Raw genomic sequence first — 17,699 nt, forward strand, 5'->3', positions numbered from 1 at the left:
CCGCACACGACGAGGGCGCCCGGATCCGTCCGGGCGCCCTCGTCGTCGTACTGCCGGGTCTCACGTCTTCTTCGTCGACCCGGCCTCGTCCTTGGCGTCGTCCTTCACCTCGGCGTCGGCCCCGGCTTCGTCGTCGGAGACCTCGACGTCGCTGTCCGCAGCGCTGCCGTCGGCGGCCTTCCGGTCAGAAGGCTCGTCGTCGGAAGCCTTGTCGTCGGAAGCCTTGTCGTCGGCCTCGGCGTCGGAGGCACCCGGCTCGACCACGGGCTCGCGGCCGGGCCGCTTCCTCGCCGACACCACGATGTACGTCACCGCGAGCAGGAACACGATCAGCGCGGTCCAGACGTTCAGCCGCACGCCCAGGATCTTGTGGGCGTCGTCGACCCGCATGTACTCGATCCATGCCCGGCCCGAGCAGTACGCGGCGACATACAGCGCGAACGCCCGTCCGTGACCCAGCTTGAAGCGGCGGTCCGCCCAGATCACCAGCAGGGCGACGCCGATGCACCACAGCGACTCGTACAGGAACGTCGGGTGGTAGGTGCCCGGCACCCGTCCGTCCGTCGAGGACGTGATCTCCAGCGCCCACGGAAGGTCCGTCGGCCGCCCGTACAGCTCCTGGTTGAACCAGTTGCCCCACCGCCCGATCGCCTGCGCGAAGGCGATGCCGGGGGCGACGGCGTCGGCATAGGCGGGCAGCGGGATGCCACGGCGCCGGCAGCCGATCCACGCGCCGAGCGCGCCGAAGGCGATCGCGCCCCAGATGCCGAGTCCGCCCTCCCAGATCTTGAAGGCGTCCACCCAGTCACGGCCCTCGCTGAAGTACAGCTGGTAGTCCGTGATCACGTGGTAGAGCCGACCGCCGATCAGGCCGAACGGCACGGCCCACACCGCGATGTCGGCCACCGTGCCGGCCCGCCCGCCGCGGGCGATCCAGCGTTTGTTGCCGAGCCAGACGGCTACGAAGACACCGATGATGATGCAGAAGGCGTAGCCGCGCAGCGGAATGGGACCGAGGTGGATCACCCCGCGCGACGGGCTGGGAATGTAGGCAAGTTCCATGGCAAGGTCGACGCTACCCTGCCGGGCGGGACCGATGGCGGGCGGCCCGGCTACGGGTCCATAACGGGCCGTGTCCGAGCCGCGACCCCGCCCGCCGGGGCTCAGCCCTTGGCGGCCGCCTCCACCATCTGCTTCAGCTTCGCCGGCGTCATCGTCTGGTCCTGGTAGATGTCCTTGTCGTTCAGCAGCACCGTCGGTGTACCGCTGAAGCCGCCCTTCTTGAACGCCTCGTTGGACTTGTCGACCCAGCTGTCGTGGGTGCCGTCCTCGACGCACTTGCGGAAGGCGGGCGTGTCCAGGCCGTCGACCTTGCCGGCGAGCTGAAGGAGCTTGCTGTTCTCGGCGAAGGCGTCGTCGATCTCGGGCGGCTGGTTCTGGTAGAGCACGTCGTGGTAGGGCACGAACTTCCCGACGTCCTGGGCGCAGGCCGCGGCGTTCGCGGCGTTGCGGGAGCCCGAGCCGCCCATGTTGCCGTCGATGATCGTCGCCAGGTGGTACCGGACCTTGAGCTTCCCGGAGTCCGTCAGCTCATGGATCGTCGACCGGTACGCGTCCTCGAAGCTCTTGCAGGCCGGGCAGCGGAAGTCCTCCCAGATGGTGAGCGTCGACCTGGCGCTCTCCTCACCGACCGGGATCGCGAGGCCGTCCTTGCCCTGCGCCCCCGAAGGGCCCACCACCGGCCCCGACGCCTCGCTTCCGTCGTCCTTGCCGGCGTTCGCCGCGACGACTCCGATCACCGCGGCGAGGCCCAGGACACAGACGACGCTCGCACCCACGATCAGCGCACGACGCCGCCTGTCCGCGGCCTTCTGCTTCTCCCGCTCGACCGCCAGCCGCTCCCGGGCGGTCCGCTTTCCCTCAGGATTCTTTTCGCTCACACCCGCCAGAACGAACCGGGGAGGCGCAGCGCGCCTCCCCGGCCTCAGGTCCACCCGTTCGAGCGAGTCGTACGGAAGGCCCTTCTTCCGACTACTTGCGACGTCCGGGCCGTGACGGTGTCTACGCCCGTGCGCGCACGCCCTTCGCCAGGTCGGCGGCGAGCGCGCGCACGGCCTCGACACCGGCCGCGTCGTCCGGCGCGTCCAGCATCCGCTTCACGAACGCCGAGCCGACGATGACTCCGTCGGCGAAGCCGGCGACCTCGGCGGCCTGCTCGGCGTCGGAAACGCCGAGTCCGACGCAGACGGGCAGGTCGGTGCCGGTGGCCCGGGTGCGCTCGACCAGGTCCTGGGCCTGCGCGCCGACCGACTCACGGGTGCCGGTGACGCCCATCAGCGAGGCTGCGTAGACGAAGCCGCTGCCCACCGCGGTGATCTGGGCGAGCCGCTCGTCCTTGCTGCTCGGAGCCACGACGAAGACCGTGGCGAGGCCGTGCTTCTCGGCGTGCTCCCTCCACCGGGCGGACTCCTGGACGGGCAGGTCGGGCAGGATGCAGCCCGCGCCGCCCGCCTCCGCCAGCTCGGCGGTGAAGCGTTCGACCCCGTAGCGGTCGATGGGGTTCCAGTACGTCATGACGAGGATCGGCTTGCCGGTGGCCTCGTGCGCCGCACGGACCGTGCGCATGACGTCCGCGATCTTGACCCCGCCGCGCAGGGCGATGTCGTCGGCGGTCTGGATGACGGGCCCGTCGAGGACGGGGTCGCTGTGCGGCAGACCCACCTCCATGACGTCCGCGCCTCCGTCGAGCACGGCCTTGATCGCCTCGATGCCGCCGTCCACGGTCGGGAACCCGGCCGGGAGGTAGGCGATGAGAGCGGAGCGTCCCTCGGCCCGGGCGGCGTGCAGGGTGTCGCTCAACAGCTGGATGTTGCCGCTCACTTGGCGTCCCCCTCGATCTCGGCGGCGTCGGTGTCCGCGTCGGCGGGGACCTCGGCGTCGGTGTCGTACAGGCCGAAGTAGCGGGCGGCCGTGTCCATGTCCTTGTCGCCGCGGCCGGACAGGTTGACGACGATCAGGCCGTCCTTGCCCAGTTCACGGCCGACCTCCAGCGCGCCGGCGAGCGCGTGCGCGCTCTCGATCGCCGGGATGATGCCCTCGGTCCGCGACAGCAGGCGCAGGGCCTGCATGGCGGCGTCGTCGGTGACCGCGCGGTACTCGCCGCGGCCGCTGTCCTTGAGGTAGGAGTGCTCGGGGCCGATGCCGGGGTAGTCCAGACCGGCCGAGATCGAGTACGGCTCGGTGATCTGGCCCTCCTCGTCCTGCAGGACGTAGGAGCGGGAGCCGTGCAGGATGCCGGGCTCACCGGCGGTCAGCGTGGCCGCGTGCTCACCGGTCTCGACGCCGTGCCCGGCGGGCTCGCAGCCGATGAGGCGTACGTCCGTGTCCGGGATGAAGGCGTGGAAGAGGCCGATGGCGTTGGAGCCGCCGCCGACGCAGGCGATCGCGGCGTCGGGGAGGCGTCCGGCGCGCTCCAGGAGCTGGCGGCGGGCCTCGACGCCGATCACGCGGTGGAAGTCGCGGACCATGGCGGGGAAGGGGTGCGGGCCGGCGACCGTACCGAAGAGGTAGTGGGTGTGGTCGACGTTGGCGACCCAGTCGCGGAACGCCTCGTTGATGGCGTCCTTGAGGGTGCGCGAGCCCGACTTCACGGCGATGACCTCGGCGCCGAGCATGCGCATCCGGGCCACGTTGAGGGCCTGGCGCTCGGTGTCGATCTCGCCCATGTAGATGGTGCATTCCAGGCCGAACAGCGCGCAGGCGGTGGCCGTCGCGACGCCGTGCTGGCCGGCGCCGGTCTCGGCGATCACGCGGGTCTTGCCCATGCGCTTGGTCAGCAGGGCCTGGCCGAGGACGTTGTTGATCTTGTGGGAGCCGGTGTGGTTGAGGTCCTCGCGCTTGAGGAAGACGCGGGCGCCGCCTGCGTGTTCGGCGAAACGCGGGACCTCGGTGAGGGAGCTGGGACGGCCGGTGTAGTGGACCAGCAGGTCGTCGAGCTCTCGGGCGAACTCCGGGTCGTTCTTGGCTTTGTCGTACTCGACGGCCACCTCGTCCACGGCGGCGACGAGGGCCTCCGGGATGAACTTGCCGCCGAAGGCGCCGAAGTAGCCGTCGGCGCTGGGGACCTGACCCTCCGGGTCGGGGATGAAGAAGTCGCTGGGCATGCGGATACCTCACGGTGAGTGCGTGAAAAAGACACTGATCGCCGTGGGGGCGGAGCCTGTCGTGCGAGGTCAGGCCGGGTGCGGCCGGTCGCGCAGTTCCCCGCGCCCCTGGGGGGCGCGCTGCCATCGGCGGCCGTTGACCTGGCCGGGCTCGTCGCCGATGACGTACCTGACCCTGCGGCCGTGCACACGGCGTGCCGGCGCGCGGCAGCCCCGGGGACGGCAGCCGCGCGCGAGGCGCTGGTGCCGGTCCACGGTGGTCACGGTGAGAGTCATCGGGGTCAGCCTAGCGGTGATCAGCCTCTGCCGTGGCGGAGTGCCGGGTGTTCGCCGGCCGCGACCAGGTCGGAGACGGCGGACTTGGGGTCCTTGCCGGTCACCAGGGATTCGCCGACCAGGACCGCGTCGGCGCCGGCGTTGGCGTAGGCGATGAGGTCGTGCGGGCCGCGGACGCCGGACTCGGCCACCTTGACGATGCTGCCGGGGATCTCCGGTGCCACCCGTTCGAAGGTGCCCCGGTCGACCTCCAGGGTCTTCAGGTTGCGGGCGTTGACGCCGATGATCTTCGCGCCCGCGTCCACGGCACGCTCCACCTCGTCCTCGTCGTGCACCTCGACCAGCGGCGTCAGGCCGATGGAGACGGCGCGCTCGATCAGCGACTCCAGGGCCGGCTGGTCGAGGGCCGCGACGATCAGCAGCGCGAGGTCGGCGCCGTAGGCCCGGGCCTCCCACAGCTGGTACGACGTGACGATGAAGTCCTTGCGCAGGACCGGGATGTCCACGCGGGCGCGGACCGCCTCCAGGTCGGCGAGCGAGCCGCCGAAGCGTCGCTGCTCCGTCAGCACGGAGATGACGGCCGCGCCGCCCGCCTCGTAGTCGGCGGCGAGCCCGGCCGGGTCGGCGATCGCGGCGAGCGCGCCCTTGGAGGGGCTGGAGCGCTTGACCTCGCAGATGACCTTGACGCCGTCGCCCTTCAGCGCGGCGACCCCGTCCTTGGCAGCGGGAGCCTTCGCCGCGCGCTCCTTGAGCTCGTCGAGGCTGACGCGCGCCTGCCGCTCCGCGAGGTCGGCACGGACTCCGTCGATGATCTCGTCGAGCACACTCACGCGAGCGGCCCCCTTCCAGACGGTTGACTGTGAAAGCGGTTCAAAACCTACGGTCTCTGCGATGGTATCCGGAGCTGGGCGTAGGCCCCGCATCCGGTTGACGCCGGTCCCAGTACCTGGACGTTTCTCCGTCGATCAAGGGTGCAGCCAGCCACCGAACGGCAGGTTCCGGACGACGGTGAAGACCAGCAGCAACGCGCCCGCCGCCCACAGCTGTACCGGACCCGGTTCCGGCCTGAACGGGCGCCCGCGCACCGCCCTGACCACCCAGACGGTCCACAGCACGGCGAAGAGCACGTAGCCGACCACGGCCAGGGCGTTGTCCTGGAGTGCCGCGAGGACGTCCCCGTGGACGACGGCGTGCGCGCTGCGCAGTCCGCCGCAGCCGGGGCAGTAGATGCCGGTGTAGCGCAGGAGGGGGCAGGCCGGGTAGTGGCCGGGTTCGTTCGGGTCGACGGTCCCCACGTAGGCGAAGGCGCCGACGACGGCCGCGAGGACCCCCGCCGGAACGGCCACGCGCCTCGCCAGGGCGCCGGCACCGGGCCGGGCCGCCCGCTCACTGTCGGCGTTCACGTCATGCATTGTGCCCCCGCACACGCGTGAGGGGCGCCCCCGGCATCCCACCGGCGCCGGGTCGCCCCTCAGGTCGAAGTCGTTCGCGGAAGTCGCGCGCCTCAGCTCTGCGCGGGCGCGGTCTCGCGCTCGTGCGTCGTGAGCAGCGTGTCGTGAGCGTCCTTCGGCTGCCCCATGCCCATCGCCCGCATGATCCAGCCGACGACACCGCCGATGACCACGACGCCCATGCCGGCCCAGAAGCCCGCGGGCTGGTCCATCACCATGAAGGCTCCCGCGACGCAGAAACCGATGAAGGCGATCGAAACACCGGTCCAGGCGGCCGGGGTGTGACCGTGGCTGCTGCCCGCCATTGCTTGCTCCTCATTGCTGTGTACGTGTGTACGTGGGTGAGCCGGTCGCTCGCTGTCATTGTCCCGCACGCCCGCGCGTGCGGTGATCGGGGGTCGTGGCGCGCCCCCGGGTGTCAGGCCCCGGTCGGGTCCTCGCCCCGGTCGAGGGCCTTCCAGAGCTCCTCGGGGCGGTCGGGGTCGGCGGCGCGGGCCGTGCGGCGCGGGCGGGGGGCGCCGCCGCGCTCGTAGCGGCCGGACATGGCGGGCCACAGCCGTCCGTAGCGCAGGGCCAGCAACCCGGCGAGCAGGATGAGGACGCCGCCGACGGCCGCCACGTACGGCCAGGCGGTATGGGTGAGGGCGTCGACCGTGGCCGCGGTGTCGCCGGAGGTCCGAGCGGCCTGCTCGTCGAGCGCGGAGCTGTCGGAGGCGCCGAGCAGGGCCGCGGCGACGATGCCGGCGCCGGAGAGGGCGAGCAGGCCCGCGACGGCGAAGCGGCCGGCCCGGCGGACGGCGAAGACGGCGACGAGCGCGGCGAGCCCCACTATGGCCAGGGCCGCGGGCACGCCCGTGACGTCGCTGCCCTTGGCGGTCAGGGGGAACGGGCCGCCGGCCACCGTCACGGTGCCCGCCGACCAGCGCTGCCGGGTGGCGAGCAGCGCGACGGCCGCGCCGAGCGCACCGCACAGCAGGGTGAGGGCGAGACTCGTGCGGCCGGCCCGGGCGCGGCCGGGGGCTTCGGAACGGGGGTGAGGTACGGCAGTCACGTACTCCACTATCACCCGAACCCCGAACGATCAGTCACCCGGGGTTCGGGTGGGCCGGACTCGCGGCCCCCGCCGGGCGGCCACCCGCGCTGCCGCACGGCGGCCACCCGGGCCCCCTGCCGAGGGGCCACCCGGGTTCACGCCGTGCGTCCGCCCGGGTTCACGCCATACGTCCGCCCGGGTTCACCCGAGCCGGTTCGCCGTGTGGACGGCCCGCAGGACCGCCGCCGCCTTGTTGCGGCACTCGGTGTCCTCGGCGACCGGGTCCGAGTCGGCGACGATGCCCGCGCCCGCCTGGACGTACGCGGTGCCGTCACGCAGCAGGGCGGTACGGATCGCGATGGCCGTGTCGGAGTCGCCGGCGAAGTCGAGGTAGCCGACGCAGCCGCCGTACAAGCCGCGCCTGGACGGCTCCAGTTCGTCGATGATCTGCATCGCGCGCGGCTTGGGGGCGCCGGAGAGGGTGCCGGCCGGGAAGCAGGCCGTCAGGACGTCGAAGGCCGTACGGCCCGGCGCCACTCGGCCCGTCACCGTCGAGACGATGTGCATCACGTGGGAGTACCGCTCGATGGACATGAAGTCGACGACCTCGACCGAACCGGGCTCGCAGACCCTCCCCAGGTCGTTGCGGCCGAGGTCGACCAGCATGAGGTGCTCGGCGCGCTCCTTGGGGTCGGCGAGCAGTTCCTCGGCGAGGGCCTGGTCCTCCTGCGGGGTCGCCCCGCGCCACCGGGTGCCGGCGATGGGGTGGACCATGGCCCGCCCGTCCTCGACCTTGACCAGCGCCTCCGGGGAGGAGCCGACCACGTCGAAGCCGTCGAAGCGGAACAGGTACATGTACGGCGAGGGGTTGGTGGCCCTGAGGACCCGGTAGACGTCCAACGCGCTTGCCGTGCACGGTGTTTCGAAGCGCTGGGAGGGAACCACCTGGAAGGCCTCCCCCGCCCGGATGCGCTCCTTGATGTCCTCGACGGCCTCCTGGAAGTCCTCGCCGCCCCACAGCGCGGTGTACTGCGGGAGTTCGGACGGCGGCAGCACCGCCGGCGGCTGGGCGACCGGGCGGGAGAGGTCGGCCTCCATCGCGTCGAGGCGGGCGACCGCGTCCGCGTGGGCCTCCTCGACTCCGGTGTCGAGGTCGTTGTGGTTGATCGCGTTGGCGATCAGCAGGACCGAGCCCTCCCAGTGGTCCATCACGGCGAGGTCGCTGGTGAGCAGCATGGTCAGCTCGGGCAGCTTCAGGTCGTCCCGCTCGCCGGGGCCGATCTTCTCCAGGCGGCGCACGATGTCGTAGCCGAGGTAGCCGACCATGCCGCCGGTGAAGGGCGGCAGATTCAGGTCGTGCGCGAGGTCGCGCGGGGTGTGCAGGGCCTCGATGGTGGCGCGCAGGGCCGCGAGCGGGTCGCCCTCGACGGGGACGCCCACGGGCGGGGTGCCGAGCCAGTGGGCCTGGCCGTCGCGCTCGGTCAGGGTCGCCGCGGAACGGACGCCCACGAACGAGTAGCGAGACCATTGAAACGCGGTGCGGCCGTTCTCCGCGGACTCCAGCAGGAAGGTCCCGGGGCGTTCGGCGGCGAGCTTGCGGTAGAGGGCGACCGGGGTGTCGCCGTCGGCGAGGAGCTTTCGGGTGACCGGGATGACGCGGCGGTCTTTGGCCAGCTTGCGGAACGTCTCAAGGTCCATGGCGGGTGACCTTACTGATCCCGGCCCGGGACGGCGCCCTCGCCGTCCTTGAGCAGCACGTCGACGTCGAAGCAGGTGCGCGCCCCGGTGTGGCAGGCGGCGCCGACCTGGTCGACCTTGACGAGCACGGTGTCGGCGTCGCAGTCGAGGGCGACGGACTTGACCCACTGGAAGTGGCCGGAGGTGTCGCCCTTGACCCAGTACTCCTGGCGGCTGCGTGACCAGTAGGTGCAGCGGCCGGTGGTGAGCGTGCGATGCAGCGCCTCGTCGTCCATCCAGCCGAGCATCAGCACCTCTCCGGTGTCGTACTGCTGGGCGATGGCGGGGAGGAGCCCGTCCGCGCTGCGCTTGAGGCGCGCGGCGATCTCGGGGTCCAGCCGGCTGGGCTGACGGGGCGTGCTCGTGGTCATGCCTGCCATTGTGCCGCGCGCGACCGACAACGCTGGGTGACCGTCCACTGGGCGGACCCGATACGTGGTCGTAGGCTTGCCTCATGTCGACCTTCGCCAAGCGTGAACGACTTCTTTTTGCCGACCTCTTGGAGGCCGAGGGGCCCGACGCCCCCACCCTCTGCGAGGGCTGGCGGACCCGTGATCTCGCCGCGCACGTGGTCGTGCGCGAGCGCCGTCCCGACGCTGCCGCCGCCCTGCTGATCAAGCAGCTCGGGCCGCGCCTGGACAAGGCGATGGAGGAGTTCACGGCGAAGCCGTACGAGGAGCTGATCCAGCTGATCCGTACCGGCCCACCGCGTTTCTCGCCCTTCCAGCTCAAGCAGATCGACGAGGCGTCGAACACGATCGAGTTCTACGTCCACACGGAGGACGTCCGCCGCGCCCGGCCGGACTGGACGCCACGCGAACTCGATCCGGTCTTCCAGGACGCCCTCTGGTCGCGCATGGAGCGCACGGCCCGTCTGATGGGCCGCAGCGCGCCCACGGGTCTGGTGCTGCGCCGCCCGAACGGCCAGACGGTCGTGGCCCACCGGGGCACACCGGTCGTCACGGTGACCGGCGAGCCGTCGGAGCTGCTGCTGTTCTCCTACGGCCGTCAGAGCGCCGCCGACGTCGAACTGGACGGCGACAAGGAGGCGATCGCCCGGCTGCACGAGTCGAAGCAGCTGGGGATCTGAGGGGTCACCTCGGCAGCTCCGCGCGCCGCAGGTCGCGCACGCACAGGGCGATCACCCCGCCGAGACCGCAGACCGCCGCGCTGACCACGAAGACCGGCCCGGTGCCCCAGACCCCGACGGCCGCGGCGGACAGCGGCATGCTCAGCGGGGCGAAGCCGAGGCTGACCAGCGAGGAGACGGCGGTGACGCGGCCCAGGTACGCGGGGTCGGCCTGGGTCTGGAGCAGGGCGCCGCACACGGCCCCGCTGAGTCCGGCGAGCAGTCCGATGAGCAGGGCCACGCCGACGGCGCCGACGACGGTGGGGACGAAGGCGAGGCCGCCGATCGCGACCGACCCGGCGACGATCGCGTACGCCGCCACCCGCCCGGCGTGCGGCAGGTGCCCGCGCACGGTCAGCAGCAGGGAGGCGGCGCCCGCCCCGACGCCGAACCCGCCGAGCACCCAGCCCATCCCGGAGGCACCCCAGCCGCGCTCGTCGGCGAGCAGGGTCAGACCGACGTTGAGCGGGCCGACGAACCCGAGGTCTCCGAGGGCGATGACCACCATCAACGGGGCCAGCACCGGGTGCCGGCGGATGTAGCCGAGGCCGGCCGTCAGGTCGCGCCAGGCAGTGCCCTTGTGCGGGGCGGCGGTGTCGTCGGCGGGCAGCTCCCGCACCCGTACGCAGACCAGCAGCGGCACCGACACGGCGATCAGCAGGCCCGCGAGGGCGAACGCGGTCGCCGCACCGCCGACCGCCACGGCCAGCCCGCCCAGCGGGCCGCCCACGACGCTCGCGAAGCGGATGCCGAGCCCGCGCATGCCCTGCACGCGCGCGAGTTGCCCGCGGCTCGTCACGCGCGCGGGCAGCGCCCCCACGGCCGGCATGAACACGGCGTCGACGGTGCCGAAGACGAGGGCCAGCAGGGCCAGCGGCCACAGTCCGGGCGTGGTGAGGAACAGGAGCGCCGCGACCGCGAGCACGGCCGCGCAGCGCACCACGTCACTGCCTATGACGACCCTGCGCGGCCCCAGCCGGTCGGCGATCACTCCCCCGCCCAGCATCAGCAGGGCCCTGGGCAGCGCGCTCACGGCCATGACCACTCCCGCCTGCGCGGGCGATCCGGTCTGGACGGCCGCCCAGGACAGGGCGATGTAGTAGACGCTGTCGCCCATCATCGAGGCGGTGTAGGCGGTGAGCCAGCGCAGGACGTTCCCGTCGCGGTGAGCGGGCCGCTCGACGACGTCGGCCGCGGCTGTGAGCGTGGCGGTCACGGTGTCATGTCCTCTCGGGCGTCTCAGGCGCGGAACGGGAAGGTGTACGTGTGCACCGCGACGTTCTCGCGGCCCTCGGTGCCGCCGGCGGCTTCGGCGGCCCGGCCCTGCTCGTCGTACCTGCGCAGGAGGGCGAGCAACTCCTGGTTCAGCTCGGCCAGTTCGTCCGCCGTGAGACGCAGGTTGGACTCGGTGGAGGAGGCGACCCGGTTCCACTCGGGCGACCAGTGGGACCGCTCGTCGAGCCAGCGCCGGTACATGTCGGTGCGCTGTTCGGCGAACAGCCTGCTCGCCGCCGTGTGCGCGGCGGCCTTCTCGGGGGCGTCACGGAAGTCCTCGTCCCGGATGCTCACTCCGTCGGAGGCGGGCTGCCACCACCGCTCGCGGCCGTCGGCGCTCTGCGGCTCGGCCTCCTCGATGAGCCCGTGCTCGGCGAGCTTGCGCAGGTGGTAGCTGACCAGGGAGACCGCCTCGTCGACCTGCTCGGCGAGCTGGGAGGCGGTGGCCACGCGTCCGATCGTCAGCGCTCTGAGCAGGTTCATCCGCAGGGGGTGGGCCAGCGCCTTGAGCGTGCCGAGGTCCTTGATCCGGCGGTCCCTCTCCTTGCCTGTCATGCCACCGACCCTAGATACGAAAGAAAACTTGCACAATAGATTTTGCGCAATTTTCCTTTCGCTTCTTCCCGCGACAAAGCCCCGGCCACCCTCGCGGCCGGGGCTCGCTCGCCTGTCACCCGACGGGGTGCCCTGTCACCTGACGGGGTGCCCGGCGGCTCGCAACGCGTCCTTCACCTGGCCCATCCGCAGATCCCCGAAGTGGAACACCGAGGCCGCCAGCACCGCGTCCGCCCCCGCCTCGACGGCCGGAGCGAAGTCGCCGAGCTTGCCGGCGCCGCCGGAGGCGATCACCGGGACCGTCACGTGCTTGCGCACCGCCCGGATCATCTCCAGGTCGTAGCCGTCCTTCGTGCCGTCCGCGTCCATCGAGTTGAGCAGGATCTCGCCCGCGCCCAGCTCGGCGGCGCGGTGCGCCCACTCGACGGCGTCGATGCCGGTGCCCTTGCGGCCCCCGTGGGTGGTGACCTCGAAGGACCCCGACGCGGTACGGCGCGCGTCGACGGACAGGACCAGGACCTGACGCCCGAAGCGCTCGGCGATCTCGCGGATCAGATCGGGGCGGGCGATGGCCGCCGTGTTGACGCCCACCTTGTCCGCGCCCGCGCGCAGCAGCCTGTCCACGTCCTCGGCCGTGCGGACACCACCGCCGACGGTCAGCGGGATGAACACCTGCTCGGCCGTGCGGCGCACCACGTCATAGGTCGTCTCCCGGTTGCCCGACGAGGCGGTGATGTCCAGGAACGTCAGCTCGTCGGCGCCCTCGGCGTCGTACACCTTGGCCATCTCGACGGGGTCGCCCGCGTCGCGCAGGTTCTGGAAGTTGACACCCTTGACGACCCGGCCGTTGTCCACGTCCAGGCAGGGGATGACTCGGACCGCCAGGGTCATGAATCCACGGCTCCTCTAACGTCCTCTGAATGCTTCTATTTCCACTTCGACCAGGATGCGCGGGTCGACGAAACCCTCCACGACCAGCAGCGTCGCCACCGGGCGCACGGAGTCGAACAGCTCCTTGTGCGCCCGGGCGACCGCTTCGACGTCCCGCTGGTGGGACAGGTACATCCGGGTCCGTATCACCGACTCGGGCCCGAGCCCGAACTCGGCGATCGCCTCCAGCGCGCCGGTGAAGGCCACCTTGGCCTGCTCGTACGGGTCGCCCTCCCCGTACAGCACCGGCCCCTTGAAGGACGTGGTGCCCGCCACCAGCACACGATCGCCCGCCGCGACGGCACGCGCGAAACCGAAGGACTCTTCCCAGGGACTTCCGCTCTGCGCACGCCGTACGGCATCGGACGTCATGACGACACAGCCTCCAGGGCCTCTTCCAGGGTGAACGCCTTCGCGTACAGGGCCTTCCCGACGATGGAGCCCTCGACACCGAGCGGCACGAGCTCGGCGATGGCCCGCAGGTCGTCCAGGGAGGAGACGCCGCCGGAAGCGACCACCGGGCGGTCCGTCGCCGCGCAGACGTTCTTCAGCAGCTCCAGGTTGGGGCCCTGGAGCGTGCCGTCCTTGGCGATGTCGGTGACGACGTAGCGGGCGCAGCCCTCGTTGTTGAGGCGCTCCAGCGTCTCGTAGAGGTCACCGCCGTCGCGGGTCCAGCCGCGGCCGCGGAGCGTGGTGCCCCGTACGTCCAGGCCCACCGCGATCTTGTCGCCGTGCTCGGCGATGACCTTGGCGACCCACTCGGGGGTCTCCAGGGCTGCCGTGCCGAGGTTCACGCGCGTGCAGCCGGTGGCGAGGGCGGCGGCCAGGGAGGCGTCGTCGCGGATACCGCCGGACAGCTCGACCTTGATGTCCATCGCCTTCGCGACCTCGGCGATCAGCTCACGGTTGTCGCCGGTGCCGAACGCGGCGTCCAGGTCGACCAGGTGCAGCCACTCGGCGCCCGCACGCTGCCAGGCGAGGGCGGCCTCCAGCGGGGAGCCGTAGGAGGTCTCGGTGCCGGACTCGCCGTGCACGAGGCGGACGGCCTGGCCGTCGCGGACGTCGACGGCGGGGAGGAGTTCGAGCTTGGCCATGTCTCTACAGGGTTCCGATCCAGTTGGTGAGCAGCTGCGCTCCGGCGTCGCCGGACTTCTCGGGGTGGAACTGCGTGGCCCACAGGGCGCCGTTCTCGACGGCGGCCACGAAGGGCTTGCCGTGCGTGGACCAGGTGACCTTGGGGGCGGTCATGGTCGGGTTGTGCGTCTCAAGGGCCCAGTCGTGGACGGCGTAGGAGTGCACGAAGTAGAAGCGGGCGTCCGCGTCCAGGCCGGCGAACAGCTCGGAGCCGGTCGGTGCGTCGACGGTGTTCCAGCCCATGTGGGGCACGACGTCGGCCTGCAACGGCTCGACGGAGCCCGGCCATTCGCCTAGGCCCTCGGTCTCGACGCCGTGCTCGATGCCGCGCGCGAACAGGATCTGCATGCCGACGCAGATGCCCATCACGGGACGCCCGCCGGCCAGCCGCCGCTCCACGACCCAGTCGCCGCGCGCCTCCTTCAGCCCCTGCATGCAGGCGGCGAAGGCGCCGACGCCCGGCACCAGCAGGCCGTCGGCGTTCATCGCCTTGTCGAAGTCACGGGTGATCTCGACGTCGGCTCCCGCGCGCGCGAGGGCGCGTTCGGCCGACCTCACGTTGCCGAAGCCGTAGTCGAAGACCACGACGTTCTTGGCGGTCAATTCCACACCTCCAGCCGGATGACGCCGGCGACGAGGCACATCGCGGCGCCGATGGAGAGCAGCACGACGAGGCTCCTGGGCATCTGCTGCTTGACGAAGGAGATGATCCCGCCGACCAGGAAGAGACCGACGACGATCAGGACGGTCGACGTGCCGTTCACTGTGCCCTTCCGTTCGCTTCTCCGCCCGCGCGGCGCAGAGGTGCGGCCATCGTGGTCGTCTGCGGCCCGGCGGCCGCGCGTGCGTCGCTCACAGGGCACCCTTCGTGGAGGGCAGGATGCCGGCCGCGCGCGGGTCGCGCTCGGACGCGTACCGCAGTGCCCGTGCCAGGGCCTTGAACTGGCACTCCACGATGTGGTGGGCGTTGCGCCCGTACGGGACGTGCACGTGCAGCGCTATCTGCGCCTGGGCGACGAAGGACTCCAGGATGTGCCGGGTCATCGTGGTGTCGTACTCGCCGATCATCGGCGCCATGTTCTCGGGCTCGGTGTGCACGAGGTAGGGGCGGCCGGAGAGGTCGACGGTCACCTGGGCCAGGGACTCGTCCAGCGGGACCGTGCAGTTGCCGAACCGGTAGATGCCGACCTTGTCGCCGAGGGCCTGCTTGAAGGCGGCGCCCAGCGCGAGGGCGGTGTCCTCGATGGTGTGGTGCGAGTCGATGTGCAGGTCGCCCTCGGTCTTGACGGTCAGGTCGAACAGACCGTGCCGGCCGAGCTGGTCGAGCATGTGGTCGTAGAAGCCGACGCCTGTCGACACATCGACCTTGCCGCTGCCGTCGAGGTCGATCTCGACGAGCACCGACGTCTCCTTGGTGACCCGCTCCACGCGTCCTACGCGGTTCATGTGCTCTGCTCCTTCTTCAACTCACGTACCGCGTCGAGGAACGCGTCGTTCTCTTCGGGGGTTCCGGCGGTGACCCGCAGCCAGCCCGGCACGCCGTTGTCCCGGACCAGGACGCCCCGGTCGAGGATCTGCCGCCAGACGGCGTGGGCGTCGTCGAACCGTCCGAACTGCACGAAGTTGGCGTCCGAGGCCGTGACGTCGTAGCCGATGGCGAGCAGTTCGCTCACCAGCCGGTCCCGTTCGGACTTCAGCTGCTCGACGTAGCCGAGCAGCGTGTCGGTGTGCTCCAGCGCGGCGAGGGCGGTCGCCTGGGTGACGGCCGACAGGTGGTAGGGCAGCCGTACCAGCTGGACGGCGTCGACCACCGCCGGGTGCGCGGCGAGGTAGCCGAGGCGCAGGCCGGCCGCGCCGAAGGCCTTCGACATCGTCCGGGAGACGACGAGGTTCGGCCGGCCCTCGATGAGCGGCAGCAGCGAGTCGCCGTGGCTGAACTCGATGTACGCCTCGTCGACCACGACCATCGACGGCTTCGCCGCCTGCGCGGCCTCGTACAGCGCGAGGACCGTCTCGGGCGGGACCGCGGTGCCCGTGGGGTTGTTGGGCGTGGTGACGAAGACGACGTCCGGCCGGTTCTCGGTGATCGCCTTCTCGGCGGCGGTGAGGTCGATCGTGAAGTCGTCGTTGCGGGGGCCGGAGATCCATCCGGTGCCGGTGCCGCGCGAGATGAGGCCGTGCATCGAGTACGACGGCTCGAAGCCGATCGCCGTACGGCCCGGCCCGCCGAAGGTCTGCAGCAGCTGCTGGATGACCTCGTTGGAGCCGTTCGCCGCCCAGACGTTGGCCAGGCCCACCTCGTGGCCGGAGGTCCTCGTCAGGTACTCGGCGAGCCTGGTGCGCAGTTCGACGGCGTCCCGGTCCGGATAGCGGTTGAGGTGGCGGGCCGCCTCCCGCACGCGCTCGGCGATCCGTTCGACCAGCGGCTCGGGCAGCGGGTAGGGGTTCTCGTTGGTGTTCAGCCGTACGGGTACGTCCAGCTGGGGCGCGCCGTAGGGGGACTTGCCGCGCAGCTCGTCCCGTACGGGGAGATCGTCGATACCGAAAGTCACTTACCGGGCACCTTCCAACCGAACCTTGCCTTGATCGCCGCGCCGTGCGCCGGCAGGTCCTCCGCCTCCGCCAGCGTCACCACGTGGTGCGCGACCTCGGCCAGCGCGTCCTTCGTGTAGTCGACGATGTGGATGCCGCGCAGGAAGGACTGGACCGACAGGCCCGAGGAGTGGCAGGCGCAGCCGCCGGTGGGCAGCACGTGGTTGGAGCCGGCGGCGTAGTCGCCGAGCGAGACCGGCGCCCAGGGGCCGATGAAGATCGCGCCGGCGTTGCGGACCCGGTCGGCCACGGCGGCCGCGTCGGCCGTCTGGATCTCCAGGTGCTCGGCACCGTAGGCGTCGACGACCTTGAGGCCCTCGTCGACGCCGTCGACCAGGACGATCGCGGACTGCCGGCCCTTGAGGGCGGGGACGATCCGGTCGTCGATGTGCTTGGTGGCCGCGACCTGCGGCTCCAGCTCCTTGTCCACCGCGTCCGCGAGTTCCACGGAGTCGGTGACGAGGACGGCGGCCGCGAGCGGGTCGTGCTCGGCCTGGCTGATCAGGTCGGAGGCGACGTGCACCGGGTCGGCGGTGGCGTCGGCGAGGATCGCGATCTCGGTCGGGCCGGCCTCGGCGTCGATGCCGATCTTGCCGGTGAAGTAGCGCTTGGCGGCGGCGACCCAGATGTTGCCGGGGCCGGTGACCATGTTGGCGGGCGGGCAGGACTCGGTGCCGTGGGCGAACATCGCGACGGCGGTGGCGCCACCGGCGGCGTACACCTCGTCGACGCCGAGCAGCGCGCACGCGGCGAGGATCGTCGGGTGCGGAAGCCCGCCGAACTCGGCCTGCGCCGGGGAGGCGAGGGCGATCGACTCGACGCCGGCCTCCTGGGCCGGGACGACGTTCATGACCACGGAGGAGGGGTAGACGGACCGGCCGCCGGGCGCGTACAGCCCGACCCGGTCGACGGGCACCCACTTCTCGGTGACCGACCCGCCCGGCACGACCTGCGTGGTGTGCGTCGTACGGCGCTGCTCGCGGTGGACGAGCCGGGCGCGGCGGATGGACTCCTCCAGGGCCGCGCGTACGGCCGGGTCGAGTTCCTCCAGGGCGCGCGTGAGCGCCGCGGGGGGCACCCGCACCTGGTCGAGCCTGACGCCGTCGAACTTCTCGGCGAAGTCGATCAGCGCCGCGTCGCCCCGATGATGCACGGCCTCGCAGATCGGACGCACCTTCTCCAGGGCGGCCGAGACGTCGAAGTCGGCTCGGGGCAGCAGGTCGCGCAGGGCGGGGCCCTCGGGGAGGGCGTCGCCGCGCAGATCGATTCGGGAGATCACGGACTCAATTCTCTCAGACGCGGGTCGTGGACCGTCCGCGCGTTCCAATGGCTGATACGCGGCGCTCGCGGAACCCGGAAGATCCGCTTCACGTCTAGTGTTCGGGGCGTTACCCAGCGGGCATGAACAGGTGTACGAGGCAACG

22 protein-coding genes are annotated in these 17,699 nt (G+C 71.5%); 1 reads left to right on the top strand and 21 read right to left on the bottom strand.

Features of this window, described 5'->3' with window-relative positions:
- Window positions 1-60 precede the first annotated feature (60 nt).
- The 11 genes from lgt to hisI form a co-directional block, all read right to left on the bottom strand.
- The gene (lgt, locus tag ACFYNL_RS06475; RefSeq protein ID WP_388797613.1) at window positions 61-1,062 is read right to left on the bottom strand and encodes a prolipoprotein diacylglyceryl transferase; all 1,002 of its coding nucleotides are present in this window, start codon (window positions 1,060-1,062) and stop codon (window positions 61-63) included.
- A gap of 101 nt (window positions 1,063-1,163) precedes the next feature.
- Window positions 1,164-1,940 (bottom strand): DsbA family protein, encoded by a 777-nt coding sequence (locus ACFYNL_RS06480; protein ID WP_388797616.1) that lies wholly within the window; start codon window positions 1,938-1,940, stop codon window positions 1,164-1,166.
- Window positions 1,941-2,061: 121 nt separating this feature from the next.
- Window positions 2,062-2,880 (bottom strand): tryptophan synthase subunit alpha, encoded by an 819-nt coding sequence (trpA, locus tag ACFYNL_RS06485; protein ID WP_388797619.1) that lies wholly within the window; start codon window positions 2,878-2,880, stop codon window positions 2,062-2,064.
- Entirely contained in the window at window positions 2,877-4,163 is a 1,287-nt protein-coding gene (gene trpB, locus ACFYNL_RS06490; RefSeq protein WP_388797622.1) for a tryptophan synthase subunit beta, read from the bottom strand. Before trpB ends, trpA begins: the two co-directional genes overlap by 4 nt.
- Before the next feature lie 69 nt (window positions 4,164-4,232).
- Entirely contained in the window at window positions 4,233-4,439 is a 207-nt protein-coding gene (trpM, locus tag ACFYNL_RS06495; protein WP_388797625.1) for a tryptophan biosynthesis modulator TrpM, read from the bottom strand.
- Between the two features lie 20 nt (window positions 4,440-4,459).
- Window positions 4,460-5,269 carry an indole-3-glycerol phosphate synthase TrpC gene (gene trpC / locus ACFYNL_RS06500; protein WP_388797629.1) on the bottom strand — a complete coding sequence of 270 codons (810 nt, stop codon included), beginning with the start codon at window positions 5,267-5,269 and terminating at the stop codon, window positions 4,460-4,462.
- A 135-nt stretch (window positions 5,270-5,404) separates the two neighbouring features.
- Window positions 5,405-5,851, bottom strand: a complete 447-nt coding sequence (locus ACFYNL_RS06505) for a DUF2752 domain-containing protein (protein WP_388797632.1) — start codon at window positions 5,849-5,851, stop codon at window positions 5,405-5,407.
- Between the two features lie 92 nt (window positions 5,852-5,943).
- Window positions 5,944-6,195 carry an HGxxPAAW family protein gene (locus tag ACFYNL_RS06510; protein ID WP_388797635.1) on the bottom strand — a complete coding sequence of 84 codons (252 nt, stop codon included), beginning with the start codon at window positions 6,193-6,195 and terminating at the stop codon, window positions 5,944-5,946.
- 113 nt (window positions 6,196-6,308) lie between these two features.
- Window positions 6,309-6,950, bottom strand: coding sequence for a TIGR02234 family membrane protein (locus ACFYNL_RS06515; RefSeq protein WP_388797638.1), 642 nt, complete (start codon window positions 6,948-6,950; stop codon window positions 6,309-6,311).
- Window positions 6,951-7,124: 174 nt separating this feature from the next.
- Window positions 7,125-8,621: an anthranilate synthase component I gene (locus ACFYNL_RS06520; RefSeq protein WP_388797641.1), complete on the bottom strand. Its 1,497-nt coding sequence runs from the start codon at window positions 8,619-8,621 to the stop codon at window positions 7,125-7,127.
- 11 nt (window positions 8,622-8,632) lie between these two features.
- Window positions 8,633-9,040, bottom strand: a complete 408-nt coding sequence (gene hisI / locus ACFYNL_RS06525) for a phosphoribosyl-AMP cyclohydrolase (protein WP_388797644.1) — start codon at window positions 9,038-9,040, stop codon at window positions 8,633-8,635.
- Window positions 9,041-9,114: 74 nt separating this feature from the next.
- Between hisI and ACFYNL_RS06530 the strand changes: the two genes are divergently transcribed.
- Window positions 9,115-9,750: a TIGR03085 family metal-binding protein gene (locus ACFYNL_RS06530; protein ID WP_388797647.1), complete on the top strand. Its 636-nt coding sequence runs from the start codon at window positions 9,115-9,117 to the stop codon at window positions 9,748-9,750.
- A gap of 4 nt (window positions 9,751-9,754) precedes the next feature.
- On the opposite strand, the gene ACFYNL_RS06535 is transcribed toward ACFYNL_RS06530, so the two are convergent.
- The 10 genes from ACFYNL_RS06535 to hisD all read right to left on the bottom strand — a co-directional run bounded on the left by ACFYNL_RS06535 (window position 9,755) and on the right by hisD (window position 17,554).
- Window positions 9,755-11,005, bottom strand: coding sequence for an MFS transporter (locus ACFYNL_RS06535; protein ID WP_388797650.1), 1,251 nt, complete (start codon window positions 11,003-11,005; stop codon window positions 9,755-9,757).
- Between the two features lie 23 nt (window positions 11,006-11,028).
- A complete protein-coding gene (locus ACFYNL_RS06540; protein WP_388797653.1) occupies window positions 11,029-11,619 on the bottom strand; it encodes an ArsR/SmtB family transcription factor in 591 nt (196 codons plus the stop codon).
- Window positions 11,620-11,754: 135 nt separating this feature from the next.
- On the bottom strand, window positions 11,755-12,510 hold the full coding sequence (gene hisF / locus ACFYNL_RS06545; RefSeq protein WP_388797655.1) for an imidazole glycerol phosphate synthase subunit HisF: 756 nt from the start codon (window positions 12,508-12,510) through the stop codon (window positions 11,755-11,757).
- Window positions 12,511-12,525: 15 nt separating this feature from the next.
- A complete protein-coding gene (locus tag ACFYNL_RS06550) occupies window positions 12,526-12,921 on the bottom strand; it encodes a RidA family protein (protein ID WP_388797658.1) in 396 nt (131 codons plus the stop codon).
- The gene (priA, locus tag ACFYNL_RS06555) at window positions 12,918-13,643 is read right to left on the bottom strand and encodes a bifunctional 1-(5-phosphoribosyl)-5-((5-phosphoribosylamino)methylideneamino)imidazole-4-carboxamide isomerase/phosphoribosylanthranilate isomerase PriA (RefSeq protein WP_388797661.1); all 726 of its coding nucleotides are present in this window, start codon (window positions 13,641-13,643) and stop codon (window positions 12,918-12,920) included. Before priA ends, ACFYNL_RS06550 begins: the two co-directional genes overlap by 4 nt.
- A gap of 4 nt (window positions 13,644-13,647) precedes the next feature.
- Window positions 13,648-14,286, bottom strand: coding sequence for an imidazole glycerol phosphate synthase subunit HisH (hisH, locus tag ACFYNL_RS06560; protein ID WP_388797664.1), 639 nt, complete (start codon window positions 14,284-14,286; stop codon window positions 13,648-13,650).
- Window positions 14,283-14,447 carry a hypothetical protein gene (locus ACFYNL_RS06565; protein ID WP_388797667.1) on the bottom strand — a complete coding sequence of 55 codons (165 nt, stop codon included), beginning with the start codon at window positions 14,445-14,447 and terminating at the stop codon, window positions 14,283-14,285. The genes hisH and ACFYNL_RS06565 overlap by 4 nt, the downstream gene beginning before the upstream one ends.
- Window positions 14,448-14,535: 88 nt before the next feature.
- The gene (gene hisB, locus ACFYNL_RS06570; protein ID WP_015661105.1) at window positions 14,536-15,129 is read right to left on the bottom strand and encodes an imidazoleglycerol-phosphate dehydratase HisB; all 594 of its coding nucleotides are present in this window, start codon (window positions 15,127-15,129) and stop codon (window positions 14,536-14,538) included.
- Window positions 15,126-16,235, bottom strand: coding sequence for a histidinol-phosphate transaminase (locus ACFYNL_RS06575; RefSeq protein ID WP_388797671.1), 1,110 nt, complete (start codon window positions 16,233-16,235; stop codon window positions 15,126-15,128). The genes hisB and ACFYNL_RS06575 overlap by 4 nt, the downstream gene beginning before the upstream one ends.
- Window positions 16,232-17,554: a histidinol dehydrogenase gene (gene hisD, locus ACFYNL_RS06580; RefSeq protein WP_388797674.1), complete on the bottom strand. Its 1,323-nt coding sequence runs from the start codon at window positions 17,552-17,554 to the stop codon at window positions 16,232-16,234. Before hisD ends, ACFYNL_RS06575 begins: the two co-directional genes overlap by 4 nt.
- Between the last annotated feature and the right edge of the window lie 145 nt (window positions 17,555-17,699).

Source organism: Streptomyces sp. NPDC007808 (assembly GCF_042868655.1).
Lineage (GTDB): Bacteria > Actinomycetota > Actinomycetes > Streptomycetales > Streptomycetaceae > Streptomyces.